At 74.4% G+C, this 22,104-nt stretch carries 23 protein-coding genes and 2 pseudogenes; 11 read left to right on the forward strand and 14 right to left on the reverse strand.

The annotated features are described in order from the left end of the window. Positions 1 to 2: 2 nt before the first annotated feature. On the reverse strand, positions 3 to 1,490 hold the full coding sequence (lnt, locus tag D0D28_RS07120) for an apolipoprotein N-acyltransferase (protein WP_094005354.1): 1,488 nt from the start codon (positions 1,488 to 1,490) through the stop codon (positions 3 to 5). Between the two features lie 348 nt (positions 1,491 to 1,838). Between lnt and D0D28_RS07125 the strand changes: the two genes are divergently transcribed. Both D0D28_RS07125 and D0D28_RS07130 read left to right on the forward strand, forming a co-directional pair. Then, the gene (locus tag D0D28_RS07125) at positions 1,839 to 2,129 is read left to right on the forward strand and encodes a hypothetical protein (protein WP_116110135.1); all 291 of its coding nucleotides are present in this window, start codon (positions 1,839 to 1,841) and stop codon (positions 2,127 to 2,129) included. A 26-nt stretch (positions 2,130 to 2,155) separates the two neighbouring features. Then, positions 2,156 to 2,554: an MmcQ/YjbR family DNA-binding protein gene (locus D0D28_RS07130; RefSeq protein WP_198958213.1), complete on the forward strand. Its 399-nt coding sequence runs from the start codon at positions 2,156 to 2,158 to the stop codon at positions 2,552 to 2,554. A gap of 48 nt (positions 2,555 to 2,602) precedes the next feature. Here the strand turns inward: D0D28_RS07130 and D0D28_RS07135 are convergent, their stop codons facing one another. The 3 genes from D0D28_RS07135 to D0D28_RS07145 all read right to left on the reverse strand — a co-directional run bounded on the left by D0D28_RS07135 (position 2,603) and on the right by D0D28_RS07145 (position 6,884). After that, on the reverse strand, positions 2,603 to 3,634 hold the full coding sequence (locus D0D28_RS07135) for a hypothetical protein (protein WP_240323116.1): 1,032 nt from the start codon (positions 3,632 to 3,634) through the stop codon (positions 2,603 to 2,605). Between the two features lie 237 nt (positions 3,635 to 3,871). Next, positions 3,872 to 5,332, reverse strand: coding sequence for a Re/Si-specific NAD(P)(+) transhydrogenase subunit beta (pntB, locus tag D0D28_RS07140; RefSeq protein WP_116110137.1), 1,461 nt, complete (start codon positions 5,330 to 5,332; stop codon positions 3,872 to 3,874). Positions 5,333 to 5,354: 22 nt separating this feature from the next. Next, entirely contained in the window at positions 5,355 to 6,884 is a 1,530-nt protein-coding gene (locus D0D28_RS07145; RefSeq protein ID WP_116110138.1) for a Re/Si-specific NAD(P)(+) transhydrogenase subunit alpha, read from the reverse strand. 172 nt (positions 6,885 to 7,056) lie between these two features. On the opposite strand from D0D28_RS07145, the gene D0D28_RS07150 reads away from it, so the two are divergent. After that, a complete protein-coding gene (locus D0D28_RS07150; RefSeq protein WP_346009476.1) occupies positions 7,057 to 7,851 on the forward strand; it encodes an alpha/beta hydrolase in 795 nt (264 codons plus the stop codon). A 10-nt stretch (positions 7,852 to 7,861) separates the two neighbouring features. Here the strand turns inward: D0D28_RS07150 and D0D28_RS07155 are convergent, their stop codons facing one another. From D0D28_RS07155 to D0D28_RS07165, 3 genes are read right to left on the reverse strand one after another with little or no spacing between them, the layout of a single operon-like run. Continuing rightward, a complete protein-coding gene (locus tag D0D28_RS07155) occupies positions 7,862 to 8,788 on the reverse strand; it encodes an LLM class flavin-dependent oxidoreductase (RefSeq protein WP_094005348.1) in 927 nt (308 codons plus the stop codon). Continuing rightward, a complete protein-coding gene (locus D0D28_RS07160; RefSeq protein WP_116110140.1) occupies positions 8,785 to 9,441 on the reverse strand; it encodes a maleylpyruvate isomerase N-terminal domain-containing protein in 657 nt (218 codons plus the stop codon). The genes D0D28_RS07155 and D0D28_RS07160 overlap by 4 nt, the downstream gene beginning before the upstream one ends. 41 nt (positions 9,442 to 9,482) lie before the next feature. Further along, positions 9,483 to 9,800 (reverse strand): DUF6223 family protein, encoded by a 318-nt coding sequence (locus D0D28_RS07165; protein ID WP_094005346.1) that lies wholly within the window; start codon positions 9,798 to 9,800, stop codon positions 9,483 to 9,485. 194 nt (positions 9,801 to 9,994) lie between these two features. Between D0D28_RS07165 and D0D28_RS07170 the strand changes: the two genes are divergently transcribed. The 3 genes and pseudogenes from D0D28_RS07170 to D0D28_RS07180 all read left to right on the forward strand — a co-directional run. After that, on the forward strand, positions 9,995 to 11,098 hold the full coding sequence (locus D0D28_RS07170) for a sensor histidine kinase (protein WP_116110141.1): 1,104 nt from the start codon (positions 9,995 to 9,997) through the stop codon (positions 11,096 to 11,098). After that, positions 11,095 to 11,757: a response regulator gene (locus D0D28_RS07175; protein WP_116110142.1), complete on the forward strand. Its 663-nt coding sequence runs from the start codon at positions 11,095 to 11,097 to the stop codon at positions 11,755 to 11,757. Before D0D28_RS07170 ends, D0D28_RS07175 begins: the two co-directional genes overlap by 4 nt. Before the next feature lie 544 nt (positions 11,758 to 12,301). Next, a pseudogene (locus D0D28_RS07180) lies at positions 12,302 to 12,832 on the forward strand (hypothetical protein); the annotation flags it as partial. A gap of 16 nt (positions 12,833 to 12,848) precedes the next feature. Here the strand turns inward: D0D28_RS07180 and D0D28_RS07185 are convergent. Genes D0D28_RS07185 through D0D28_RS07200 form a run of 4 tightly spaced genes read right to left on the reverse strand, consistent with a single transcriptional unit; the run spans position 12,849 to position 15,778 of the window. Beyond that, positions 12,849 to 13,511, reverse strand: coding sequence for an alpha/beta fold hydrolase (locus tag D0D28_RS07185; protein WP_094005343.1), 663 nt, complete (start codon positions 13,509 to 13,511; stop codon positions 12,849 to 12,851). A 3-nt stretch (positions 13,512 to 13,514) separates the two neighbouring features. Then, positions 13,515 to 13,832: a biotin/lipoyl-containing protein gene (locus D0D28_RS07190; protein WP_094005342.1), complete on the reverse strand. Its 318-nt coding sequence runs from the start codon at positions 13,830 to 13,832 to the stop codon at positions 13,515 to 13,517. Then, positions 13,825 to 14,814, reverse strand: a complete 990-nt coding sequence (locus D0D28_RS07195; protein WP_094005341.1) for an alpha-ketoacid dehydrogenase subunit beta — start codon at positions 14,812 to 14,814, stop codon at positions 13,825 to 13,827. The genes D0D28_RS07190 and D0D28_RS07195 overlap by 8 nt, the downstream gene beginning before the upstream one ends. After that, positions 14,807 to 15,778 (reverse strand): thiamine pyrophosphate-dependent enzyme, encoded by a 972-nt coding sequence (locus D0D28_RS07200; RefSeq protein ID WP_233157249.1) that lies wholly within the window; start codon positions 15,776 to 15,778, stop codon positions 14,807 to 14,809. Before D0D28_RS07200 ends, D0D28_RS07195 begins: the two co-directional genes overlap by 8 nt. Positions 15,779 to 15,927: 149 nt before the next feature. Here D0D28_RS07200 and D0D28_RS07205 point away from each other — a divergent pair, with 149 nt between their 5' ends. The 3 genes and pseudogenes from D0D28_RS07205 to D0D28_RS07215 form a co-directional block, all read left to right on the forward strand. Beyond that, positions 15,928 to 16,086: a CoA transferase gene (locus D0D28_RS07205; RefSeq protein ID WP_240323117.1), complete on the forward strand. Its 159-nt coding sequence runs from the start codon at positions 15,928 to 15,930 to the stop codon at positions 16,084 to 16,086. Positions 16,087 to 16,088: 2 nt separating this feature from the next. Continuing rightward, positions 16,089 to 16,247: a hypothetical protein gene (locus D0D28_RS07210; protein WP_233157247.1), complete on the forward strand. Its 159-nt coding sequence runs from the start codon at positions 16,089 to 16,091 to the stop codon at positions 16,245 to 16,247. 30 nt (positions 16,248 to 16,277) lie between these two features. Then, a pseudogene (locus tag D0D28_RS07215) lies at positions 16,278 to 16,742 on the forward strand (gamma carbonic anhydrase family protein); the annotation flags it as partial. 127 nt (positions 16,743 to 16,869) lie between these two features. On the opposite strand, the gene D0D28_RS07220 reads toward D0D28_RS07215, so the two are convergent. Together D0D28_RS07220 and D0D28_RS07225 are read right to left on the reverse strand one after the other, a co-directional pair. Further along, entirely contained in the window at positions 16,870 to 18,324 is a 1,455-nt protein-coding gene (locus D0D28_RS07220; RefSeq protein WP_116110144.1) for a DEAD/DEAH box helicase, read from the reverse strand. A gap of 339 nt (positions 18,325 to 18,663) precedes the next feature. Continuing rightward, on the reverse strand, positions 18,664 to 19,332 hold the full coding sequence (locus tag D0D28_RS07225; RefSeq protein WP_116110145.1) for a TetR/AcrR family transcriptional regulator: 669 nt from the start codon (positions 19,330 to 19,332) through the stop codon (positions 18,664 to 18,666). Between the two features lie 100 nt (positions 19,333 to 19,432). Between D0D28_RS07225 and D0D28_RS07230 the strand changes: the two genes are divergently transcribed. Further along, positions 19,433 to 20,836 carry an MFS transporter gene (locus D0D28_RS07230; protein ID WP_116110146.1) on the forward strand — a complete coding sequence of 468 codons (1,404 nt, stop codon included), beginning with the start codon at positions 19,433 to 19,435 and terminating at the stop codon, positions 20,834 to 20,836. Here D0D28_RS07230 and D0D28_RS07235 read toward each other — a convergent pair. Further along, entirely contained in the window at positions 20,790 to 21,326 is a 537-nt protein-coding gene (locus tag D0D28_RS07235; protein WP_116110147.1) for a MarR family winged helix-turn-helix transcriptional regulator, read from the reverse strand. The two genes, D0D28_RS07230 and D0D28_RS07235, sit on opposite strands and share 47 nt — an antisense overlap. 54 nt (positions 21,327 to 21,380) lie before the next feature. Between D0D28_RS07235 and D0D28_RS07240 the strand changes: the two genes are divergently transcribed. After that, positions 21,381 to 22,100, forward strand: coding sequence for an SDR family NAD(P)-dependent oxidoreductase (locus D0D28_RS07240; protein ID WP_116110148.1), 720 nt, complete (start codon positions 21,381 to 21,383; stop codon positions 22,098 to 22,100). The last annotated feature ends 4 nt before the right edge of the window (positions 22,101 to 22,104 follow it).

Raw genomic sequence — 22,104 nt, forward strand, 5'->3', positions numbered from 1 at the left:
CGCTATTCCCCGTGCCCTGACCTGCGCTTCTTGATTCCTGACCGGTTCACCAGCGCCCAGCCGGCGGCGACGGCGGTGATCGCGAACGCGGCGGCCGGGACCCAGTCGCCCCACCGGACGTACGGGGTGGTCCCCTCGTACAGCGGGACGTCGACCACGAAGATCCCGCGCTCGTCCGGCGGCATCCAGGCCAGCCGCCTGCCCTGCGCGTCGAAGGCGGCCGAGGTGCCGTTCAGCTCGACCAGGACGGCGGACCGGCCCGTTTCGACGGCCCGGACCGCTTCGGCGCTCGCCTGTTGCGGCTGGGCCCAGGTGCCGTGGAACGACGTGAGCGAGCCCTGCACGATCGTCACGTCGGCGCCGAGGCGGACGAGTTCGCGGCGCAGGTCGGGGAACATCGACTCGTAGGAGATCAGCGGTCCCGCGTCGGCCGTGCCGAGGCGCAGGATCACCGGCGCCGCGCCCGGGGCGCGGTCCTCCTCAGCGATGCCGGTGTCGCGCAACAGGCCGCCGAGCAGGGGGCGCAGCGGCACGTACTCGCCGAACGGGACCAGGCGGCGTTTCTCGTACGTCGCGGTCAAGCCGTCCGGACCGTACTGCTGGGTGGTCTTGCGAATGCGCCCGTCGGCGGCGCGGGCGTCGACGTTGACCAGCACGTCACTGCCCACCGCGGCGGCGGTCTCCCGCAGCCGGGCCACCGCGCCCGGGCGGCGGGCGGGGTCGAAGGGGGTGCTGCTCTGGCCCCACACCACGACGGCCTGGCCGCGGCCGGCGGCTTGGCGGGTCAGGTTCAGGTGGGTGGTGAAGCGTTCCTCGACGCCGTGCACGAGGCCGGGCTGCACGCCGGCGACGCGGACGCTGCCGAAGGGGACGGGGTCGGGCCGGAGCAGGCCGTACCCGAGGACGAGTGCGACGATGCCGAGGGCGAGCGCGCCGCCGAGCGGCCGGGCGCGGCCGGGGAGGAGGGCGGCGGCGAGGCCGGCGTTGACGGCGACGAGGACGAAGCTGAGCAACCAGACGCCGCCGAGGGACGCGAGCGCCAGCACCGGTCGTGCCTGCCACTGGGTGAGCCCGAGGAGTCCCCAGGCGCCGCCGAGGTGTTCCCAGGAGCGCACCGCCTCGACGCCCACCCAGACGGACGGCAGGACGACGACGGCCAGAAGCGTGCGGCCCGCGGTGGGTTCCCGCAGCAGCCGTTGGGCCACGACGCCGACGGGAACCCAGAGCAGGCCGCCGACGAGGCCGAGCACCGGGGCGAGGAGCCCGACGTGCGGCAGCACCCACTGGAAGAGCGTGAGGAAGAACCCGGCCCCGGCGAGGGAGCCCCGCCAGGCGGCCTCGCGCACCGAGCCCGCGCGGGCGCACAGGAGCAGCACCGGAACGAGCCCGGCCCAGGCGAGCCACCCCAGGGCCGGCGCGGGGTAGGCGAGGACCAGCAGGCAGCCACTCGCCAGCGCGAGCCCACGCGGCAGCCAACGGCGCACCCACATGACGCCACGCTAACGACCGGAGGCGGCCCGGTTAAGCCGCAGGCTGGAGCCGGCCAGGCGGTGCTCGGACCGAGAGCGGCGGCGCAAGCACGGAGACGACGGCCAGCCGCGGCCGCACGGCGGGCGGCGGCGCCCACACGCTGGGGGTGGCCGGAGAAGGCGCGGCGAGTGGCTACCGCCACGCCGCCCTGGGCGAAAGCCAGCCGAAGCCCGGCCGGCTCGCACCTCCTCGCTCAGGCAGCGGCGGCACCCCTGCTGTCGTGCCGCGCCGGCGCAGGAACTCGCCCGGGGTGCGCTTGACCGTGCGCGGCCGCGGGTACCCGTCGTCGTCAACCGGAAGGAGGACCGATGTCGACGAGCGAGACCGGGCACGTCACCGGCACGCAGGACAAGGACTACAACATCATCTGGTTCGTCGAGGCCTGTCTCAGCAACGCGCTGCGGCTGGAACAGTACGTCGCCGACGCCGAGCGGGACGGCGACACCGAGCTGGCCGAGTTCTTCCGCCGCGCCCAGGGCGAGAGCCGCAAGGGAGCCGAGCAGGGCAAGGCCCTGCTCGGGCAGCGCCTCACCGGCGGCGGCGGCACGTCCTCGGTCGACGAGACCGGCCTCGGGCCCACCGACGAGGCGGTCGGCTGACCGGCCGGCGGGCCCGCGTCCAGGACGTGCACGACCTGGCGATGGGCATGCCGCACGTGCAGCGCCTCGACGGCACCCGCGGCAGGCCCGTCTACCAGGTCGGCGGCAAGTCGTTCGTGTTCTTCCGCAACCCGCGCCCGGACGCGGCCGACCCGGACACCGGTGAGCGCTACCCGGACGTGATCGTCTTCTGGGTCGCCTCCGAGGCGGACAAGGAAGCCCTCGTCGCCGACGAGGGCTCGCCGTTCTTCACCACGCCCCACTTCCGCGGCCACCCGTCCGTGCTGCTGCGGGAGGCGCACCTCGACCGGCTCGGCTACGACGAGCTGGCCGAGATCGTGCAGGACGCGTGGCTGGCCCGCGCGTCCCCGCGCCGGGCCAGGGCCTGGCTCGAGGCACACGGCCTGCCGTCCACTCCGGACTGAAAACGGCCGCGCGCCCGGGGGCGCGCGGCCGTTCCCGGCAACCGGACCTCAGCGCTTGAGGAACTTCAGGCTGTTGGACAGCGAGTCCGACCACGGCGAGGCCAGGTCCAGCCTGCGCAGTTCGTCGGCGTGCTGGACGGCGGCCAGCTCCGCCATCAGCCGGGCGCGCATCCGGTCGTCGTGCGCGGCGTTGGCCGCCCGCAGCGCGCGGTCCAGCCGCGTCTTGCGGAACGGCGTGAACCAGGACGCGCGAGCCAGGTGCGCGGCACGACGAGCCGCGCGGTCCCGGGTGCGGGCCAGGGCGTCCCGCTCGTCGTCACCCAGGCCGAGGCGGGACAGGAAGCGCTCTTTCAGCTCACGGCTGACCCGCGACCACGTGGTGACGCGGTTGCGGGTGTGCCGCAGCTCGATGCCCAGCGCCAGGTGCAGCATGACCACGCCGAGCACCGGGCCGAGCGTGACCCGCGCCAGGCCGGACACCGGGCCGGCCAGGTCGAAGGCCATGTAGCCGGACGCGGCGCACAGCGCCCACAGGATGAGCCGGGCCGGGCCGGGCTTGCCCTTGGGGCTGCGGATCTCGGCGCGCATCGCGAACCCGCACGCGATCAGCGCGACCTCGACCACGGCGAACATCGCGGCGCGCTCGTAGACGTTGGTGATCCCGAGCTTCTCCCCGAAGAACCGCCACGAGGTGTCCACCGAGACCAGCAGCGACATGAACGCCACCAGGTAGAACCCGCGCGACCCCTCCGGCGACTTGCGCTTGGCCGGCTTCTCGGCCGCGGCGGTGTCCGTGGTGTCGCCGGTGGGCGTGTCGGTCTCGTCGCCGGCCGGCTCGGCCTCGTCGGCGTCGGCGTCCCGGCGGCCGTCCAGCTCGGCCAGCATCTTCACCGACAGCCGTGGCAGGTCCCCGGTGTCGCCGAGCCCGCGCTCCTTCCGCCACTTGTCGACCCGCTCCGCGACGGCCGCCCGCTCGCGCTTGGGGTTGGTGACCACGCCGTAGGTCACCAGGAACGCCAGCACGTCGGAGGTCGAGGGCTCGCCCAGGGTCTCGCACGCGTACCGGATCTTTTCGTCCATGGTGTCCAACATGACCAGGCGGGCGGCGTGGGCCGCGCTGCTTATCACGTCGGTTGAAGCAGCGTGCTGGTCGCTCTCGGTTTCCATGTCGTTGTCCTTGTGGAGTTCTCGACGGTGGGGAGCGCGAACATAGCAGGTGGGTAGATCAACCGGGTGATCGGCCTTGATCTGTTACCTGGAGTTTCCCCGGCGGACCGGCCGCCGCGCGGTCCGCCGGGGAAACGCTTTCCCGCCGGCTCAGCTCCCGGCGCGTGCTCCGGCACCGGCCGTGCTCGGCGCGAGCTGGGCGCGGAGCAGGTCCTCCACCCGTTCCTTCGCGTCGCCGAAGAGCATCGCCGAGTTCTCCCGGAAGAACAGCGGGTTCTGCACGCCCGCGTAGCCCGAGGACATGGACCGCTTGAACACCACGACGTTCTTGGCCTCCCACACGCGCAGCACCGGCATGCCCGCGATGGGCGAGCCGGGGTCCTCGGCCGCCGCCGGGTTGACGGTGTCGTTGGCGCCGATGACGAGGACGACGTCGGTGTCGGCGAAGTCGTCGTTGATCTCGTCCATCTCCAGGACGATGTCGTAGGGCACCTTGGCCTCGGCGAGCAGCACGTTCATGTGGCCGGGCAGCCGCCCGGCGACCGGGTGGATGCCGAACCGGACCTCGACCCCGCGTTCCCGCAGCCGGCGGGTCAGCTCGGCCACCCCGTGCTGCGCCTGCGCGACGGCCATGCCGTAGCCGGGGGTGATGATCACGCTGCTCGCGTCGGCCAGGAGCTCGGCCGCGCCGTCGGCGGTGATCTCCTTGTGCTCCCCGTAGTCCGTGTCGTCCGACGGGCCCGCTTCGATCCCGAACCCACCGGCGATCACCGAGATGAACGACCGGTTCATCGCCTTGCACATGATGTAGGACAGGTAGGCACCGGAGGAGCCGACGAGCGCGCCGGTGACGATGAGGAGGTTGTTCTCCAGCAGGAACCCGGACGCGGCGGCCGCCCAGCCGGAGTAGCTGTTGAGCATCGACACCACCACCGGCATGTCCCCGCCGCCGATCGAGGCCACCAGGTGCCAGCCCAGCGCGAGCGCCACCACGGTGACCACGATCAGCAGCCACAGCTGCGGGTCGATCACGAACCACACCGTCAGCGCCACGAACACCGCCAGTGCGCCGAGGTTGAGGACGTTCTTGCCGGGCAGCACCAGCGGCTTGGAGTCGATCCGCGCGGACAGCTTCAGGAACGCCACGATCGACCCGGTGAACGTCACCGCGCCGATGAACACGCCGATGAACACCTCGGCGGAGTGGATCCCGCCCAGCCCGAGCGCGGCCAGCGTCCGCGCCTCGGCGCCCTCGGGATGCGCTTCCACCTCCAGGTAGCCGTTCCACCCGACCAGCACCGCGGCCAGGCCGACGAAGGAGTGCAGCAGCGCGATCAGCTCGGGCATGCCGGTCATCTGCACCACGCGGGCCCGCTGCAGGCCGACGGCGGCGCCCAGCACCATCGCGACCACCAGCAGCACCACGCCCAGGGTGGAGATGTCGCGGTGCACGGCCAGCGCGATGGTCGCGGCCAGCGCGACGACCATGCCGGCGATGCCGAACCCGTTGCCGGTCTTGGCGGTCTCGTGCTTGGACAGCCCCGCCAGCGCCAGGATGAACAACAACGCGGCGACCAGGTAGGCCGCCTGCGCGATCGTGTCGAGAGTCATGACTGTGGTCTCCTGATCCGGCTCAGCTGCGGGAGAACATCGAGAGCATGCGCCGGGTGACGGCGAACCCACCGAAGATGTTGATCGAGGCGAGCAGGATCGCCGCGAACGCCAGCCAGGTGACCACCCCGCCGCCGTGCCCGACCTGCAGCAGCGCGCCGACCACGATGATCCCGGAGATCGCGTTGGTCACCGACATCAGCGGCGTGTGCAGGGCGTGGTGCACGTGCCCGATCACGTAGAACCCGATCACCACCGCCATCGCGAACACCGTCAGGTGCCCCTGCAGCGCCGGCGGCGACGCCGCGACCAGCAGGAACACCAGCGCGCCCGCCACCGCGGTCACCCCGATCCGGCCGGCCGGGGACAGCTTCTTCTTCGCCGGCTCCGGCTCCTGGGCCGCGGCCTTCGGCGCCGCCTGCGCCGGGGCCGCCGACACCGGCGCCGGGGGCGGCGGCCACAACAGCTCGCCGTCGCGCACCACGGTCATCGAGCGGACGACGATGTCGTCGAGGTCGAAGACCGGGGTGCCGTCCTTGCCGGGGGTCACCAGCTTCATCAGGTTGACCAGGTTCGTGCCGTACAGCTGCGAGGACTGCGCCGGCAACCGGCCGGGCAGGTCGGTGTAGCCGAGGATCGTCACGCCGTTGTCCGTGGTGACGGCCTTGCCGGCGACCGTGCCTTCGACGTTGCCGCCGTTGGCGGCGGCCATGTCCACGATCACGCTGCCCGGCCGCATCGACGCCACCATGTCCGCGGTGATGATCCGCGGCGCGGGCCTGCCGGGGATCAGCGCGGTGGTGATGATGATGTCCACGTCGCGGCACTGCTCCTCGTAGAGCTGCCGCTCGCGGGCCTTGTAGTCGTCGCTCATCTCCTTGGCGTAGCCGGTCGCCGACACCTCGACGTCCGGCGCCTCGATCGACAGGTACTCCCCGCCCAGGGACTTCACCTGGTCGGCGACTTCCGGCCGCGGGTCGGTCGCCCGCACCACCGCGCCCAGCGACCCGGCGGCGCCGATCGCGGCCAGACCCGCCACGCCCGCCCCGACCACGAGCACCTTCGCCGGCGGCACCTTGCCCGCCGCGGTGACCTGGCCGGTGAAGAACCGGCCGAACGTGTGCGCCGCCTCCACCACGGCCCGGTACCCGGCGATGTTCGCCATCGAGGACAGCACGTCCAGCGACTGCGCCCGCGAGATCCGCGGCACCGCGTCCATCGCCATCGCGGTGATCGGCCGGTTCGCCAGGTCGTCGACCAGCTCCTGGTTCAGGGCCGGGGCCAGCAGGCTGATCAGCGTCGCGCCCGGCTTCAGCGCGTCCAGCTGCTCCTTGGCCGGCGCGTTCACCCCCAGGACGATCTCCGCCTGCACGGCGTTCCCGATCGACGCTCCCGCCTCGGCGTACGCCTCGTCGGAGAAGCTCGCCAGCTCCCCGGCGCCCGGGTCCACCACGACCTCGTACCCGAGCTTGAGCAGCTGGGCCACCGTCGCGGGGGTCGCGGCCACCCTCGTCTCGCCGGGGGTGGCCTCCTTCAGCACTCCGACCAGCATCGAATCACCTCGTCCACGCTCGGACGACGAACGCCGGGTGTCGTACGTCGACGTACTCCTGCCGCGCTCCCCCGTGGCCGACCCCGGTCGGGGAGCGCGCGATCACATGCGCCTTTTTAACACGATGGCCCGATTCTGCCGATGACCGCGGACACATGCGGATGATGGGGTGGTGCGCAGGCGGATGTTGATCGGCGCCACGGTGGTCGTCATCATCGTGGCGGTGGTGTTCGGCAGCGCCTTCGCGTTCCAGCGCAAGCTCATCTACCTGCCCTCGGGCGGGCCGGTGCCGTCCGCGGCGCAGGTCCTGCCCGGCGGCCGGGACGTCCCGCTGCGCACCGCCGACGGGCTGACCCTCACCGCCTGGTACTTCCCGGTCGAGGGCGCCCGCGCGGCGGTGCTGGTGGCGCCGGGCAACGCCGGGAACCGGTCGCTGCGCACGCCGCTCGCGCGGGCCCTGCACGCGGCTGGGCTCGCGACCCTGCTGCTGGACTACCGCGGGTACGGCGGCAACCCGGGCTCGCCCACCGAGGCCGGGCTGGCGCTGGACGTGCGGGCGGCGCGGGAGTTCCTGGCCGCGCGGGCGCGGGTGCCGCTGGTGTACTTCGGCGAGAGCCTGGGGGCCGCGGTGGTGGCCGGGCTCGCCGTCGACTTCCCGCCGGCCGCGCTGGTGCTGCGGTCGCCGTTCACCGACCTCGCCGCGGTCGCCCGCCGGCACTACCCGTTCCTGCCGGTGCGTTTGCTGCTGCTGGACACCTTCCCGGTCGCCGAGCGGGTCGCGCGGGTGCCCGCGCCGGTCACGGTGGTCTACGGCGGCGCGGACACGATCGTGCCGCCGGAGCAGAGCCGGGCGGTGGCCGCGGCGGCGCGCGGGCGGGCGGTCGAGGTGCCCGGCGCCGACCACAACGACCCGGTCCTGCTGGACGGTCCCGCGGTGATCTCGGCGATCACCGCGGCGGCCGGCTGATCGGCGGTTCTCACAGCGCCGTCGCCAGCGCCTCCAGCGCGGCCGGCCGATCGCGGCCCACCGGGATCATCACCACCGAGTCCGCACCCAGCCCGGCGATCCGCTGCCGCACCGCGTCCGCGGGACCGGCCAGTGTCAGGGCGTCCACCCACTCCCCCGGCAACGCCGCCGCGAACGACTCCGCGTCCGCGTGCCGCGCGCGCAGCTCACGCAGCTCGGCCACGAACGGCAGTGGCTCCACGTGCGGCACCAGCGACCGCTTCGTGACCTCCGCCAGCAGCGGCCGCAGCTGGGCCCGGGCCGTCTCGGCGTCGGGGTGCACCACCGCGTGCTCGAAGGCCACGACCCGCGCGTGCGGGGGCAGGATGCGCCGGGCCGCGGCGATGTACTCGGCGGGCGCCGGTTCGGCCAGGATCACGCCGTCCAGCTCGGCCCCGGCCACGGCGAGCGACTTCGGGCCGCGCACCCCGGCGAGCACCGGCGGAACCGTCTCCGGCGGCGACTCCAGGCCGGCGTCCGCCAGCCGCACGTACCGGCCCTCGACGCGGACCCGCTCCCCGCGCATGAGCCCGGTCAGCGCCCGCGCGTACTCGGCGAACAACGTCAGCGGGCTCGACGGCCACGCGCCCACCTGGCGCATCCACCCGGGCACCCCGTGCCCGATGCCCGCCACCACCCGCCCCGGGTGCAGGTGCGCCAGCGTCGCCAGCTCCATCGCCGTGAACGCCACGTTGCGCGCCCCCGCGGGCAGGATCCCGATCCCGACGCGGATCCGCCGGGTCACCGCGAGCACCGTCGCCGCCTGCGCGATCCCGCCGTGGAACCCGAGGTCCTCCACGACCCACACCTCGCCGAACCCGAGCTCCTCGGCCCGCCGCGCGAACGGCACGATCTCCGCCGCCGCCAGGTCGCGCGGCAGCATCACCCCGGCCGTCATCCGAGCACCACCGGCACCCGCGCGGCCACCTCGCCCAGTGCCGCCTGCTCGGCCTCGGTGGGCGCGCGCCGCCCGGTGCCGACGCGCAGCGCGTCGGCGTCGGAGAACGACGCCGGGAACGCGGCTCCGGCGATCTTCTCCAGCATCGCCCGCGACGCGGCGAGCCCGTCGGCGGGCGGACCGGGCACCGACGGCAGGTGCGCCACCAGGTCGAGGTGGTGCAGCGTCCACTCCACCACGTAGGTGGACAGGTAGTCGGCCACGGTGAGGACCTGTTCGCGGGTCCGCACCCGCGCCGCCGGGTGGGCCAGGCCCGCCGCGCGCCCCGCGGCGGAGCCGACGTCGTCGAGGTGGAACTTCAGCAGCCACGGCTCCTGGTAGGCGGCGGCCAGCCGGACGGTCAGCGCGTCCAGCGGGTCCTCGCCCGTCGGCGGCGTGTCCCCGACCTCCCAGTAGGTCAGCGCGTCCCGGGTCGGTTCCTCCGCCGCCGGGGTCGCCAGCGTGATCAGCACGTCCTGGGCGTCGATGATCAGGTGGCACACCAGGTCCCGGACCAGCCAGCCGGCGCACCCGGACGGCCGGGCGAGGTCGTCGTCGGCGAGCCCGGCGACCGCGGCCCGCAGCGCCGCCCACGAGCGTGAGAAGAGATCCACCGTCGCAAGCTAACAGCGGCGGGCGGGGGTGGCGACCGCTTTCACGCCCGGGACCGGGCCAGCCCCAGCCCGCCGAGGACCGCGGCGATCAGCCCGATCGCCACCGCCGCGAACCCGCCGACGATCCCGTAACCGGTGCCGGGACCGCCCTCGGCCAGCGCCACCACCAGGCCGCCGCCCGCCATGCCCGCCACCCCGGTGGCCAGGGCGGCGGTGGACCCGCGTCGCCGGTGCCGGGCGACCGCGAGCGCACCGAGGACCACTCCGGCCACGGCCACCAGCGCGGCCACCGCACCGACGAGCCGTCCCGACGTCAGCGTGCCGGGGTCGGCGGCCTGGGCGAGGGTGTATCCGAACATCGTGAGCTCCTTCTGCCGTAAGGGTCTTTCCGGCACATCCTGCGCGGATCACCGCCGTCCGTCGTCCGGCGGAGGCAGGCAATCCGCGCTGCCGCCGGTGCCGCAGGACCGGCGGATCTACCGCGGCCGCGGTAGTCGCGAGATCCTCCGCGCGCAGGAGTCGCCGGCGCGGCGCTCCGGCTAGGGTTTCCGGCATGAGCCGTGCCGGGGACCGGGCGATCGGCGCCGGGATGGCGGCGATCCTGCTGGTGACCGCGCTGTCCCGGCAGCACCCCGCCACGGATCTCGCGCCGGTGGGCTACGCGCTGCTGGTCGCCGGTGGCTTGGCGCTGGCCGCGCACCGCCGGGCGCCGGTGGTCGTGCTGGCGGCCGGGGGGCTGAGCGCCCTGGGCTACCAGGCGACCGGGCTCGACGTGCCCGCGCTGGCGTACCTGTTCGCGGTGTTCGCCGCGTTCCGGGCCGGGCGTCGTCTCGTCGCGGTGGCAGCCACGGTGGTCATGCTCGCGACGCTGCCGTTCGCGTTGCTGATCGCGCACGAGCTGACCGTCGGCGCGGCCTTCGCCCAGTCCCGGGACGTGCTCCAGCTCGCCTGGCTGGTCGCCGCGGGCGCGGCGGGTGAGGCGGTGCGCCAGGCCGAGCGCCGGGCGGACGAGGCCGAGCGCACCCGGGAGGAGACCGCGCGGCGCCGCGCCGACGAGGAGCGGCTGCACATCGCGCGGGAGCTGCACGATTCGCTCACCCACCAGATCTCCGTGATCAAGGTGCAGGCCGAGGTCGCCGTGCACCTGGCCGGCAAGCGGGGCGAGGACGTGCCCGAGCCGCTGCTGGCGATCCGGGACGCCGGGCGGGAAGCGGCCCGCGAGCTGCGCGCCACCCTGTCAGCGCTGCGCGACGACGGCACCAGCCCACCGCCCGGGCTCGGCGACGTCCCGGAACTGGTGCGGCGCGCGCGATCCACCGGACTGGAGACGACACTGACGATCGAGGGAGAACACGACGACGTGCCCGCCGCCGTGGCACGCACCGCCTACCGCATCGTCCAGGAGTCGCTGACCAACGTCGCCCGCCACGCGCGCGCCGCCACCGCGTCGGTCCGCATCGGCTACCGGCCCGGCGCCGTGGTGATCCGGGTCGACGACGACGGCACCGCAAGCCCGGACGCCGCGCCGGTGCCCGGGGTCGGGCTGCTCGGCATGCGCGAGCGCGTGATGGCGCTCGGCGGAAGTCTCACCGCCGCGCCGCGTGCTGGGGGCGGGTTCAGCGTCCGGGCCGAGCTTCCCGTGGACCGGGCGTCGTGATCCGCGTCCTGCTGGTCGACGACCAGCCGCTGATCCGCAGCGGGTTCCGCGCGCTCCTGGACAACGAGCACGACATCGAGGTGGTCGCCGAGGCCGCCGACGGCGCGGCCGGGGTCGCCCTGGCCCGGGAACACGTGCCGGACATCGCGCTCGTCGACATTCAGATGCCGGTGGCGGACGGGATCGAGGCGACCCGGCGCATCGCCGCGGACCCGGCCCTGGCGGGGGTGCACGTGGTGATCCTGACCAACTACGGCCTGGACGAGTACGTGTTCGACGCGCTGCGCGCCGGGGCGGCCGGGTTCCTGGTCAAGGACATCGAACCGGAGGACTTCCTGCACGCCGTGCGGGTCGCCGCCCGCGGCGACGCGCTGCTGTCCCCGTCGATCACGCGCAAGCTGATCGACCGGTACGTCAGCCGGCCGCCGCACCCCGGCCCGGGCCTCGGCGAACTGACCAACCGCGAACGCGAGGCGGTGGCGCTGGTCGCACAGGGACTGTCCACCGAGGAGATCGCCGGGCGGATGGTGATCAGCCCCCTCACCGCGAAGACGCACGTCAACCGCGCGATGACGAAACTGCACGCCCGCGACCGCGCCCAGCTGGTGGTCTTCGCGTACGAGTCCGGACTGGTGACACCGAGCGGCTCCGGTGAGTGATCATCGGCGGTGACCGCCGAGGGTTTCCGGGCAGAGCCACCCTCCCGACGACCGCCGCGCCGCCGCCGAGTGGGCGCTGGACGACCTGGCCGCCCGCGCCTGGGATGGTGGCCCGTCGCGCCGGGTGCACGGGCCGAGCGGGTGCCGGCCGCCCTCGGTCTCGTGTTGCGCATGTACGGACAGCACCGCGCACTCCCGGGACGGCGTGCCGGTGTTCGGGATCTTCTTCGGCCGGTCCAGCTTCGCGACGCGCCGGCGTACGAGTCCAGCACGGTTCCGGCAACGGCGGACTTCCCGCCGGTGCCGGCCGCGCCGCTGAGCCGCAGTGTCCGAACGGGAGCGGGGACCGTCCTCGACGTGCTGGAGCCCGAACTCCACGGCCGCGCCGCTCAGGCGGCGGTCGACACCGCCGGGTGGCCGGAGGTGATCGCCGAGGTGCTGGCCGCCCTGGGCCGGCGTGGCGCTCGCGCCGGTGGGCATCGGCGCCACCCGCCGCCTCGTCCAACAGCGACCGCACCCGCGGCGCGAGCGGCGTTGGCGCCATCTCCTGCTGACCGGCCTGGCGCTGTTCGCCGCGGCGGCGCTGCTCTCGGCGGCCGCACCGGACATCCCGCGCCTGCTCGCCGGGCGGGCGATCACCGGGGTGGGCGTGGCCGCCGTGCTGCCCGACACCCTCGCCGTCCTGCTCGCGTCGGTGGCGCTGCTGCTCGGCATCCGCGCACCCGCTGCTCGACCCGCGGTTGTTCCGGGCCGCGGGTCTGCGAAGCACGTGCCTGGGCAGGACGGCGCGTGGCACGTCGGCCGTCTGGTGGGGCGCATCGGGCTGACCGCCGTGATCGCCCTCGCCTTCGCCTGCACCGGCGCCGGCCTGCTCGGGCTGTCCACAAGCGACATGGCCACGCCCTGTCCGCTGTACGCGGTCTGGCTCGTCGTGACCGGGACCGGCGTGACGCTGGCGCTGCCGACGCTGTCCAGCGTGATCGCGGGTTCGCTGCCCCCGCGCAGGCCGGTGTCGCGACCGGCCTGCACCGGCGCCACGCGCGAGTTCGGCAGCGCGCTCGGCGTGGCCGTGCTCGTCCTCGGCGCGCTGGTCATCCTGCCGGGGCGAGGAACTCGATCGCCGCGTCCTTGAACTTCCGGCTGGACACGGCGTTGAGGTGGGTGCGCCGGCCGAGCGAGACGAACGGCGCACCCAGCGACGCCGCGAACTCCGGCGCGTCCGCGGCGATCTCGTCCTGCTCACCGGCGGCGAACAGCACCGGCACCGGCGGCGCACCGTCGAGCCGGTGCCCGGCCATCCCGTCGATACAGGCGTCCAGGCCGCCGCCGGACAGCTGCTCCGCCACGCGCTCCATCGACGCGCGGTCGGCGGCACGCCCGCCGATCCCGCCGAGCACCATCCGCCCGACGCGGCCCGGAGCGAGCCGCGCCAGCTCCCACCCGGCCAGACCGCCCATCGAGTAGGTGACCACATCCACAGTGGACAGTCCGGCCTCGTCGAGCACGGCGAGCACGTCCCGCGCCAGCGTTCGCGGCGAATACCCGGACGCCGGGCGGTCGCTCTGCCCGTGCCCGCGCAGATCCACGGTCACGTGCCCGTGCCCGTGCCCGTGCCCGGCCAGGGCGCGGATCCAGCCGGTCTGCTCCCAGGTGCGGAGGCTGTCCGAGGCGAAGCCGTGGATCAGCAGCACCGGACGCGGCCCGGGGGCGGTGTCGTACCAGATCTTGGTGCCGTCGGCGGCGGTGGCGAACACGGCTCAGTCCTCCGGCAGGGTCAGGCGGACCCTCCGCCGCGGCTTCTTCTCCTCCGGGACGGTGCCGACGATCCCGGCGTCCTCCACGGCGAAGGTGACCAGCGGCTCCCCCACCGCCAGCTCCTCGTCCTCGCCGACGTGCAGGCGGGTGACGCGGCCGGACTGGGGCGAGGGGATTTCCACCGCGGACTTGGTGGTCTCCAGCTCGACCAGCGGCGCGTTGCGCTCGACCCAGTCGCCCTCGGCGACCAGCCACTCCAGCACGCGGGCGCTGATCAGGCCCTCACCGAGGTCGGGCAGGGGGAAGGTCACTTCAGCCACGGCGGTACTCCAGGGTGGTCTGCACGGCGGTCAGGATGCGGTCGATGCTGGGCAGGTACTCGTCCTCCAGCGCGCCGGACGGGTAGGGCACGTCGAACCCGGTGACCCGCTGCACCGGCGCGCGCAGCCCGGCGAAGCAGCGTTCGGTGATCAGCGCGGACACCTCGGCGCCGAGCCCGGCGGTCAGCGGCGCCTCGTGCACCACGACCGCGCGGCGGGTCCGGGCCACCGACTCCGCGAGCCCGGCGGCGTCGATCGGCTTGAGCCAGCGCAGGTCGAGGACCTCCAGCTCGACGCCGTCCTCGGCGGCCAGTTCGGCGGCCTGCAGGCAGCGGGCGACCATCGCGCCCCAGGCGACCAGCGTGGCGTGCCTGCCCGGCCGGACGATCCGGCTGGTGCCGACGGGCAGCTGCTCGACGGCCTCCGTGGGGTCGAACGTCTCGCGGTGCCAGTAGCGGGACTTCGGTTCCAGGAAGATCACCGGGTCCGGATCGGCGATCGCCTGCCGCAGCAGGTGGTACCCCTCGCCCGGGGTGGACGGCGACACCACCTTCAGGCCGGGCACGTGCGCGAACAGCGCCTCCAGGCTCTCGCCGTGGTGCTCGGGCGCCTTGATCCCGCCGAAACTGGGCAGCCGCAGCGTGATCGGCATGCTCAGCACGCCGCGGCTGCGGTAGTGCATGCGCGCGACCTGGTTGACGATCTGGTCGATCGCCGGATAGCTGAAGCCGTCGAACTGGATCTCCGGCACCGGCCGCCACCCGGCCATCGCCAGCCCGACCGCCATGCCCATGATCGCGGACTCGGCCAGCGGTGTGTCGAACACGCGGTGCTCGCCGAACTTGTCGCGCAGGCCGTCGGTCACCCGGAACACCCCGCCGAGCGTGCCGACGTCCTCGCCGAAGATCAGCACCCGGTCGTCGTCCTCGCACGCGTGGCGCAGGGCGAGGTTGAGGGCCTGCTGCAACGAGAACTCAGGCATCGAGGGACTCCTTCCACGCCCGCTGCTGCTCCAGCAGGGCCGCCGTGGGCTCGCGGTAGACGAACGAGAACAGCTCCTCGGCCGGGGGCGCGCCGAGCGCGAGCAGGTCGTCGCGGACCCGGCTCACCACGGTGGCGGCGTGCTCCTCGGCGGCGGCGACCTCCTCGGCGGTGAGCTGGTTCGCCGCCCGGAGGAGCGGGTCGCGCCCGGCCCAGGCCCGCTCGTCGTCCAGGGTGCGGTAGCGGCCGGGATCGTCCGAAGTGGAGTGCGGGCCCAGCCGGTAGGTCATCGCCTCGATCACCGTCGGGCCGCCGCCGTCGCGGGCGCGGTCCAGCGCGGCGCGCGTCGCCTCGAACACGGCGGTCACGTCGTTGCCGTCGACGCGCACGCCCTCGATTCCGTACCCGGCGGCGCGGGCGGCGACCGAACCGCCGGCGACCTGGTCCGCGGTGGGCACCGAGATCGCCCAGCCGTTGTTCTGGCAGAAGAAGATCACCGGCAGCCGGTAGACGCCGGCGAAGTTCATGGCCTCGTGCACGTCGCCCTGGGAGCTGGCGCCGTCGCCGAAGTAGGTGATGGCCGCGCCGCCGGTGTCGTCCAGCTTCGCGCCCATCGCCCAGCCGACCGCGTGGGTGACGGGACCGCCGACGACGGCGTTGAACGGCGCCAGGCGGGAGGCCAGCGGGTCGTAGAGGCCGCCGTGCCAGAGGTTGAGGTGGGTGGCCAGGTAGCCGGCGAGGTCGACGCCCATCGCCACCGCGACGCCGAGTTCCCGGTAGCACGGGAAGGCGAAGTCACGGCCGAGGTCGAGCGCGGCGGCGCTGCCGACCTGCGCGGCCTCTTGGCCCTTCGCCGGGGCGTAGGCGGGGAGGACACCCTGGCGCTGCAACGCGATGGCTTCGTCGTCGAGCCGGCGTGCCACCAGCATCAGCCGGTGGAGCGCGGGGAGATCAGCTTCCTGCATGGCGGGAAGGGTGCGGTGCGGCCTCCGGAGTGCGCAAGTGTCGCCCCAGCGGCTGATCACTGTGCACGATCTGCGCGGCGTTTCGCCGGTTTCGCTGGGCAGATTGTCCAGCGAGCCGCCGCGACGGCCCGGCACCCGCAGCGCTACTGGTGATCGTGCCCGTCTCCGGCTACGACCAGACCGGCCCCTACCGCGACCGCGCCGGGTTCGGCGGCGTCGCCGAGGCGTTCGGCGGGCTGCGGCAGGTCACCGGGCACCCGGACCGCCCGCCGGTGCGGCCGGCGGCGCCGCCGGACTCTACGGCGTGAACGTGAGCCCGTTCTCCACCAACGGGATCATCGTGCTCGCGCAGGCGCAGGTGCCCGGCAAACGCCTCTTCCAGCGCCGCATGCTCGCCTACAGCGCGCCCGTCGTGGCCGGCGCTCCCCTGCTCGCCTGGACGGTGGCGATCCTGCCGTCCGCGTTGTGACTCCACAGTAGACATTCCGGAAAGGACATCATGAACCACTTCACCGTGGACGGCCGGCGGCCGTCCGTCGACCCGGCCGCGTGGATCGCCCCGAACGCGGTGCTGGCCGGCGCGGTCACCGTCGCCGCCGGCGCCGGCGTCTGGTACACCGCCGTGCTGCGCGCGGATCTGGACACCATCAGCATCGGGGCCGGCAGCAACATCCAGGACGGCACGATCGTGCACGCCGATCCCGGCTTCCCCGCCGTCATCGGCGCGGGGGTGAGCGTCGGGCACCGCGCGGTGCTGCACGGCTGCACCGTCGAGGACGACTGCCTCATCGGCATGGGCGCGGTCGTGCTCAACGGGGCCCGGATCGGGGCCGGCAGCCTCGTCTCGCCCGGCTCGCGCGTCGCGGGCCTGCCGGCCCAGGTCCGGCGCCCCCTGACCGCCGACGAGCAGGCCGCGACCCGGGCCAACGCGGCGAGCTACCGCGACCTGGCACGCACCCACGCCACCGGGACTGAGCCGCGGCCCGCCGCGTCAACGAGACGAAGCACCCCGGCGGCGGCCACCGCGAGGCTCGCGGCGAACCACCGCGACCTGGCGCGCACGACCCGGGACTGAGCCGCGCCCGGCGGCGTCAGCGGGACGAAGCACCCCGGCGACGACCGCCGCGGGCGCCCGCCGAGAACGCGGCGGCCCCGCCCGATCGGTGGGGCGCCGCGCCCGTGCCACGGCCCGGCTTCTGCCGCCCGTCGCCGACGGGCTTCTGCCGCGCCTCGCCGGCCGGCTTGTCCCGCGTCTCGCCCCGCGGCTTCTGCCGCGCGGCGCCACGGCCGGAGTCACCGCGCCGCGGTTCCCCGCGCCGGGAGCCGGCGCGGGACGGCGAGCCGTCCCGGGTCCGCACCGCGCCGCCGGCCGCGGGCGCGGTGAACACCCGCTCCCCCGGCGCGAGCTCGGCCAGCAGCGGGTGCCCGAGCGCCAGCCGGGTGGTGACCGGGGTGATCCCGGCCTTGCGGGTCAGGTCGCGGACGTCGGCGACCTGGTCGTCGGTCATCAGCGTGATCACCGTGCCCTCGGCACCGGCGCGGGCGGTGCGCCCGGACCGGTGCAGGTACGCCTTGTGCTCGACCGGCGGGTCGGCGTGGATCACGCGGGCCACGTCGTCGACGTGGATGCCGCGCGCGGCGATGTCGGTGGCCACCAGCGTGGTCGCGCTGCCGTCGGAGAACGCCGACAGGTTGCGGGTCCGCGCCGTCTGGCCGAGGTTGCCGTGCAGCTCCACCGCCGGGACGCCGGCCGCCACGAGCTTGCGGGTCAGCGCCTTCGCCCGGTGCTTGGTCCGGGTGAACACCACGGTCCGGCCGGGCGCGGCGGCGAGGTCCACCAGCACGTCCAGGCGCGCGTCCGGCTGGACGTGCAGCACGTGGTGCTCCATCGTCGCCACCGGCGAGCGGGCCGAGTCGACGCTGTGCGTGACCGGGTCGGTGAGGAAACGCTTGACGAGCACGTCCACACCGGCGTCCAAGGTGGCCGAGAACAGCAGCCGCTGCCCCTGCCGCGGCGTGCGGTCCAGCAGCCGCTTCACCTGCGGCAGGAACCCGAGGTCGGCCATGTGGTCGGCCTCGTCGAGGACGGTGACCTCGACGGCGTCGAGGTCAGCGTGCCCGCTCGCGAGGTGGTCGGCGAGCCGGCCGGGGCAGGCGACCAGGATGTCCACCCCGGCCCGCAGGCCGGCGATCTGCGGCCCCGCGCCGACCCCGCCGAACACCGTCATGGTGCGCAGCGACAGGGCCTTGGCCAGCGGCGCCAGCGCCGCGTCGATCTGGGAGGCCAGCTCGCGGGTCGGCGCGAGGATCAGCGCGCGGGGCCGTCCGGGACGGCGCGGGGTGCCGCTCGCGGCGAGCCGGGCCAGGACCGGGAGCGCGAACGCGTACGTCTTGCCGGAGCCGGTGCGGCCCCGGCCGAGCACGTCCCGGCCGGCCAGCGAATGCGGCAGCGTGGCGGCCTGGATCGGGAACGGCGCCTCGATGCCCCGCTCGGCCAGCGCGGCGACGAGCACCGAAGGCACGCCGAGCGCGGCGAAGGAGGGCACGGGGGATGAGGTCAAGGGAAGATCTCCGAACGTCGGGGGGTCGTCCTGCCCGGCGCAGACCGTCGGCGGTCGCGGCGCGTGGTGGTCGACATCAGAACGCGGCCCGAGGCAGAACTGTGCGGGCCGCGATCACCAGTGTAGACCATGAACCGCGGCGGCGGGGCTCGACCGAACGGGATTCACTCCCGCCACGGTCACCCGACGGCGTTTCCGGCGACGGAACCACCCTCCGCTACGACGTGGTGCCGCGCGAGCGGGCGGGCCGGAAGCAGGTCGTGGTCACGCTGAACCGGTCCGTGCCGCGGCACGGACCGGTTCAGCGTATCGGCCGGTCACCCGTCAGCCCCGCTGGGCGAGCAGCCCGTCCACCAAGGCGCGCAGCCCGTCGGCGTAGGTGTCGCGCGCCGCCAGCTCCGGCCACTGGTCGCCGATCGCCGCCAGGTGCGGCATCTTCTCCGGGTCGAACCGGAACTCGGCGTCGCGGTAGGGCCGCTCGTCCGCGGGGCGCCGGCCGGACCGCGCGCGGACGAGGATCTCACCGGCGGTGTAGTACCAGATGCCGCGGAACACCCCGACCGCCTGCTCCGGGCTGCATCCGCTGTCCACGGCGCCGCCCACGATGGCCTCCACCATCCACAGGGCCGGTTCGTCGAGCAGGCCGACGAACCCGTCCACCGTGACGACCTCCGCGGCCCACGGCCACGCTGCCAGCGCGTCGTGCATCACCGTGGCCGCCACGACGATCCGCTCCCGCGGATCGCTGGGCAGCCGGGGGCGTTCCAGCTGCCCGGTGTAGGCGTTGAGCAGCTGCACCAGCAGATCCGCCTTGTCCCGCACGTGGTGGTACAGCGTCGTCGGCCCGATCCCCAGCTCCGCCGCGAGCCGGCGGACGCTCAGCTTCTCCCAGCCGTCGCGGTCGATGAGCTGCCGCGCGGCCGCCAGGATCTCCGCCCGGGAGGTCACCGGTGGCCGCCCGGTCCGGGCGCGCGCTGCATCGGGTCGGGGCATGGGTCCCATCATGCTGCCCGCTCCCCTCGTCGACAGCCGGCGCCCTCCGGTGCTAGTTTCGGAACGTGTTCCGAAACCAGCACGAGAGGACTGGGGTGCGATGACGAAGACGGAGTTCCCGGGACCGGCGGTCCGGGCGGGGCTCACCCTCGCGGCGGTGGCCGTCGTGCAGTTCACGGTGTCGCTGGACCTGTCGGTGGTGAACGTCGGGCTGCCGGCGATCGCGGCCGCGCTCGGGTTCGGCCCGGTGGGCCTGACCTGGGTGATCCACGCCTACGCGCTCACCTTCGGCGGGCTGCTCCTGCTCGGCGGCAAACTCGCCGACCGCTACGGCCGCAAGCGGGTCCTGCTGGTCGGGCTGGCCGTGTTCGGGATCGCGTCCCTGGCCGGGGGTTTCGCCGCGGACCCCGGCCAGCAGCTCGCGGCGCGCGCCGCGCAGGGCATCGGGGCCGCCGCGGCGGCCCCGGCCGCGCTGGCGCTGCTGACCGCGACCTTCCCCGGGGGCCGCGAGCGGGTCCGCGCGTTCGGCGTGTGGAGCGCGACGAACGCCGCCGGTGGGGCCCTGGGCGTGCTGATCGGCGGGGTGCTCACCGAGTACGCCGGGTGGCGGTGGGTGATGCTCGTCAGCGCGCCGATGGCCGCCGTCGCGCTGGTGCTGGCGCGGCGCGGGGTCGCCACCGAGCCGCCGCCGGTACGCGGCAGCCGTCCGGACGTGCTGGGCGCCGTCCTGGTCACGGCGGGCATGACCACGCTCGTGTTCGGCGTCGTGCGCACCGAGCAGTACGGCTGGGCCTCGCCGGTCACGCTGATCACCCTGGCGGTCGCCGTCGCACTGCTGGCCGCGTTCGTCCACATCGAACGGACGACGACCCGGGACCCCGTGGTGCGCCTGGGTTTGCTGGCCAACCGCGCGGTCGCCGGTGCCAACCTGTACAACCTGCTCCTCGGCGCGGCGATGGCGTCCGCCTTCTACTTCGTGTCCCTGTACCTGCAGCGGGTGCTGGGGACCGGGCCGGCGCTGGCCGGGCTGCAGTTCCTGCCCTTCGCGCTCGGGGTGGTCGCCGGGTCCGTGCTCGCCGTCAAGCTCGGGTACCGGATCGCGGCCCGCACGCTGATGGCCGGCGGCGGGCTGCTGGCCGCGGCGGGGTTCGCCTGGTTCGGTTTCCTCAGCGCGGACGGGTCGTTCCTGGCCGACGTCCTGGGGCCGTCGATGGTGACCAGTGCCGGGTTCGGACTGTGCCTCGGGCCGGTGGTGTCCGTGGCCACCGCGGGTGCGGCGCCGGAGGACTCGGGCGCGGCGTCCGGTCTGCTCGCCGCGTCCCGGCAGATCGGCGCGTCGCTCGGGCTCGCCGCCCTCGGCACGGCCGCGCACGGGTACGGCGCTTCGCCCGTGGCGGGGTACGCGTTCGGGTTGACGCTCGGCGCCGTGCTCTTCGCCGCCGCCGTGGCCCTCGCCCTCACGGTGGTTCCAGGGTCTGCTCCAGCCGGGCGAGCAGGCCGGTGAGGGCCGCGCGCTCGTCCGGGGCCAGCGCGCCGATCAGGTCCGCCTCGTGTTCCAGCAGGCGGCGGACGGTGGTTTCGATCAGACGGTGACCGGCGTCGGTGAGCCGGACGGCGACCGCGCGTCGTGACGCGGCCGAGGGCGCGCGTTCGACGAGCCCGGCCTGCTCGGCGCGGGCCACGCGCTGGGAGACCGCGCCGGGGGTGACCAGCGTGCGCCGGGTGATCTCCCGCGTGGTCAGCTCGTACGGCGGGCCGGACCGGCGGATCACGCTCAGCAGGTCCAGGGTGGACGGATCGACGCCGAGCTCGGCCAGGGTGCGGCGCCGGTCGTCGGCGAGGATCTTCGCGATCCGCCACACCGGGGTGATGATCTCGATGGACTCCGTGCGCACACCGGGGAGTTCGCGCCGCCACGACTCGGCGATGTCGTGCGCGGGCCACCTGAGGATCGAGCCCATCGGGTAGCCCTCGGCGCCGAAGTCGTTCGACACGGCCTGCCTCCCTCCGCTACGTTTAGAGCTAAACATAGCAGAGAGGAGTGCTCAGTGAGCCGGATCGTGCTGGTCACCGGTGGCGGGAACGGCATCGGACGGGCCGTGGCCGCCCGGTTCCGCGCGGGCGGGGACGCCGTGGTGATCACCGGCCGCAACGGCGAGCGGCTGGCCCGGACCGCCGCCGGGATCGGCGCGCGGGCGATCACCTGCGACGCGACGGATCCGGAGCAGGTGGCGCGGATGGCGGACGAGCTGGGGCCGGAGCTGGACGTGGTGGTCAACATGGCGGGCGGGAACACCGATCTCACCGCGCCCGCCGGGGACGGGCTCGGGGAGGTGCTGCGCGCGTGGCGGGCGAACCTGGACGCCAACCTGCTCAGCGCGGTGCTCACCACGACGGCCGTGCGGGAGCGGCTGCGGCCGGGTGGCTCGATCATCAACGTCGGGTCGATCGGCGCCGAGTACGCCGCGTCGTCCTACGGGGCGGCGAAAGCGGCGCTGGCGGCGTGGACGGCCGGCCTGTCGTCGGAGGTCGGGCCGAAGGGCGTGACGGCGAACCTGATCGCGCCCGGGTACATCGCGGAAACCGGGTTCTTCCAGGGAAAGCTCAGCGAGGAGCGCCGGCGGGCGTTGATCGCCGCGACGCACAACGGCCGTCCGGGCCACCCGGACGACGTCGCGGAGACGGCGTATTTCCTGGCGTCGGCGGGCGCGCGCCACATCACCGGCCAGACGATCCACGTCAACGGCGGCGCCCACACGACGCGATAACCGG

It is taken from the genome of Amycolatopsis ruanii (assembly GCF_003385175.1).
Taxonomy (GTDB): domain Bacteria; phylum Actinomycetota; class Actinomycetes; order Mycobacteriales; family Pseudonocardiaceae; genus Amycolatopsis_E; species Amycolatopsis_E thermalba.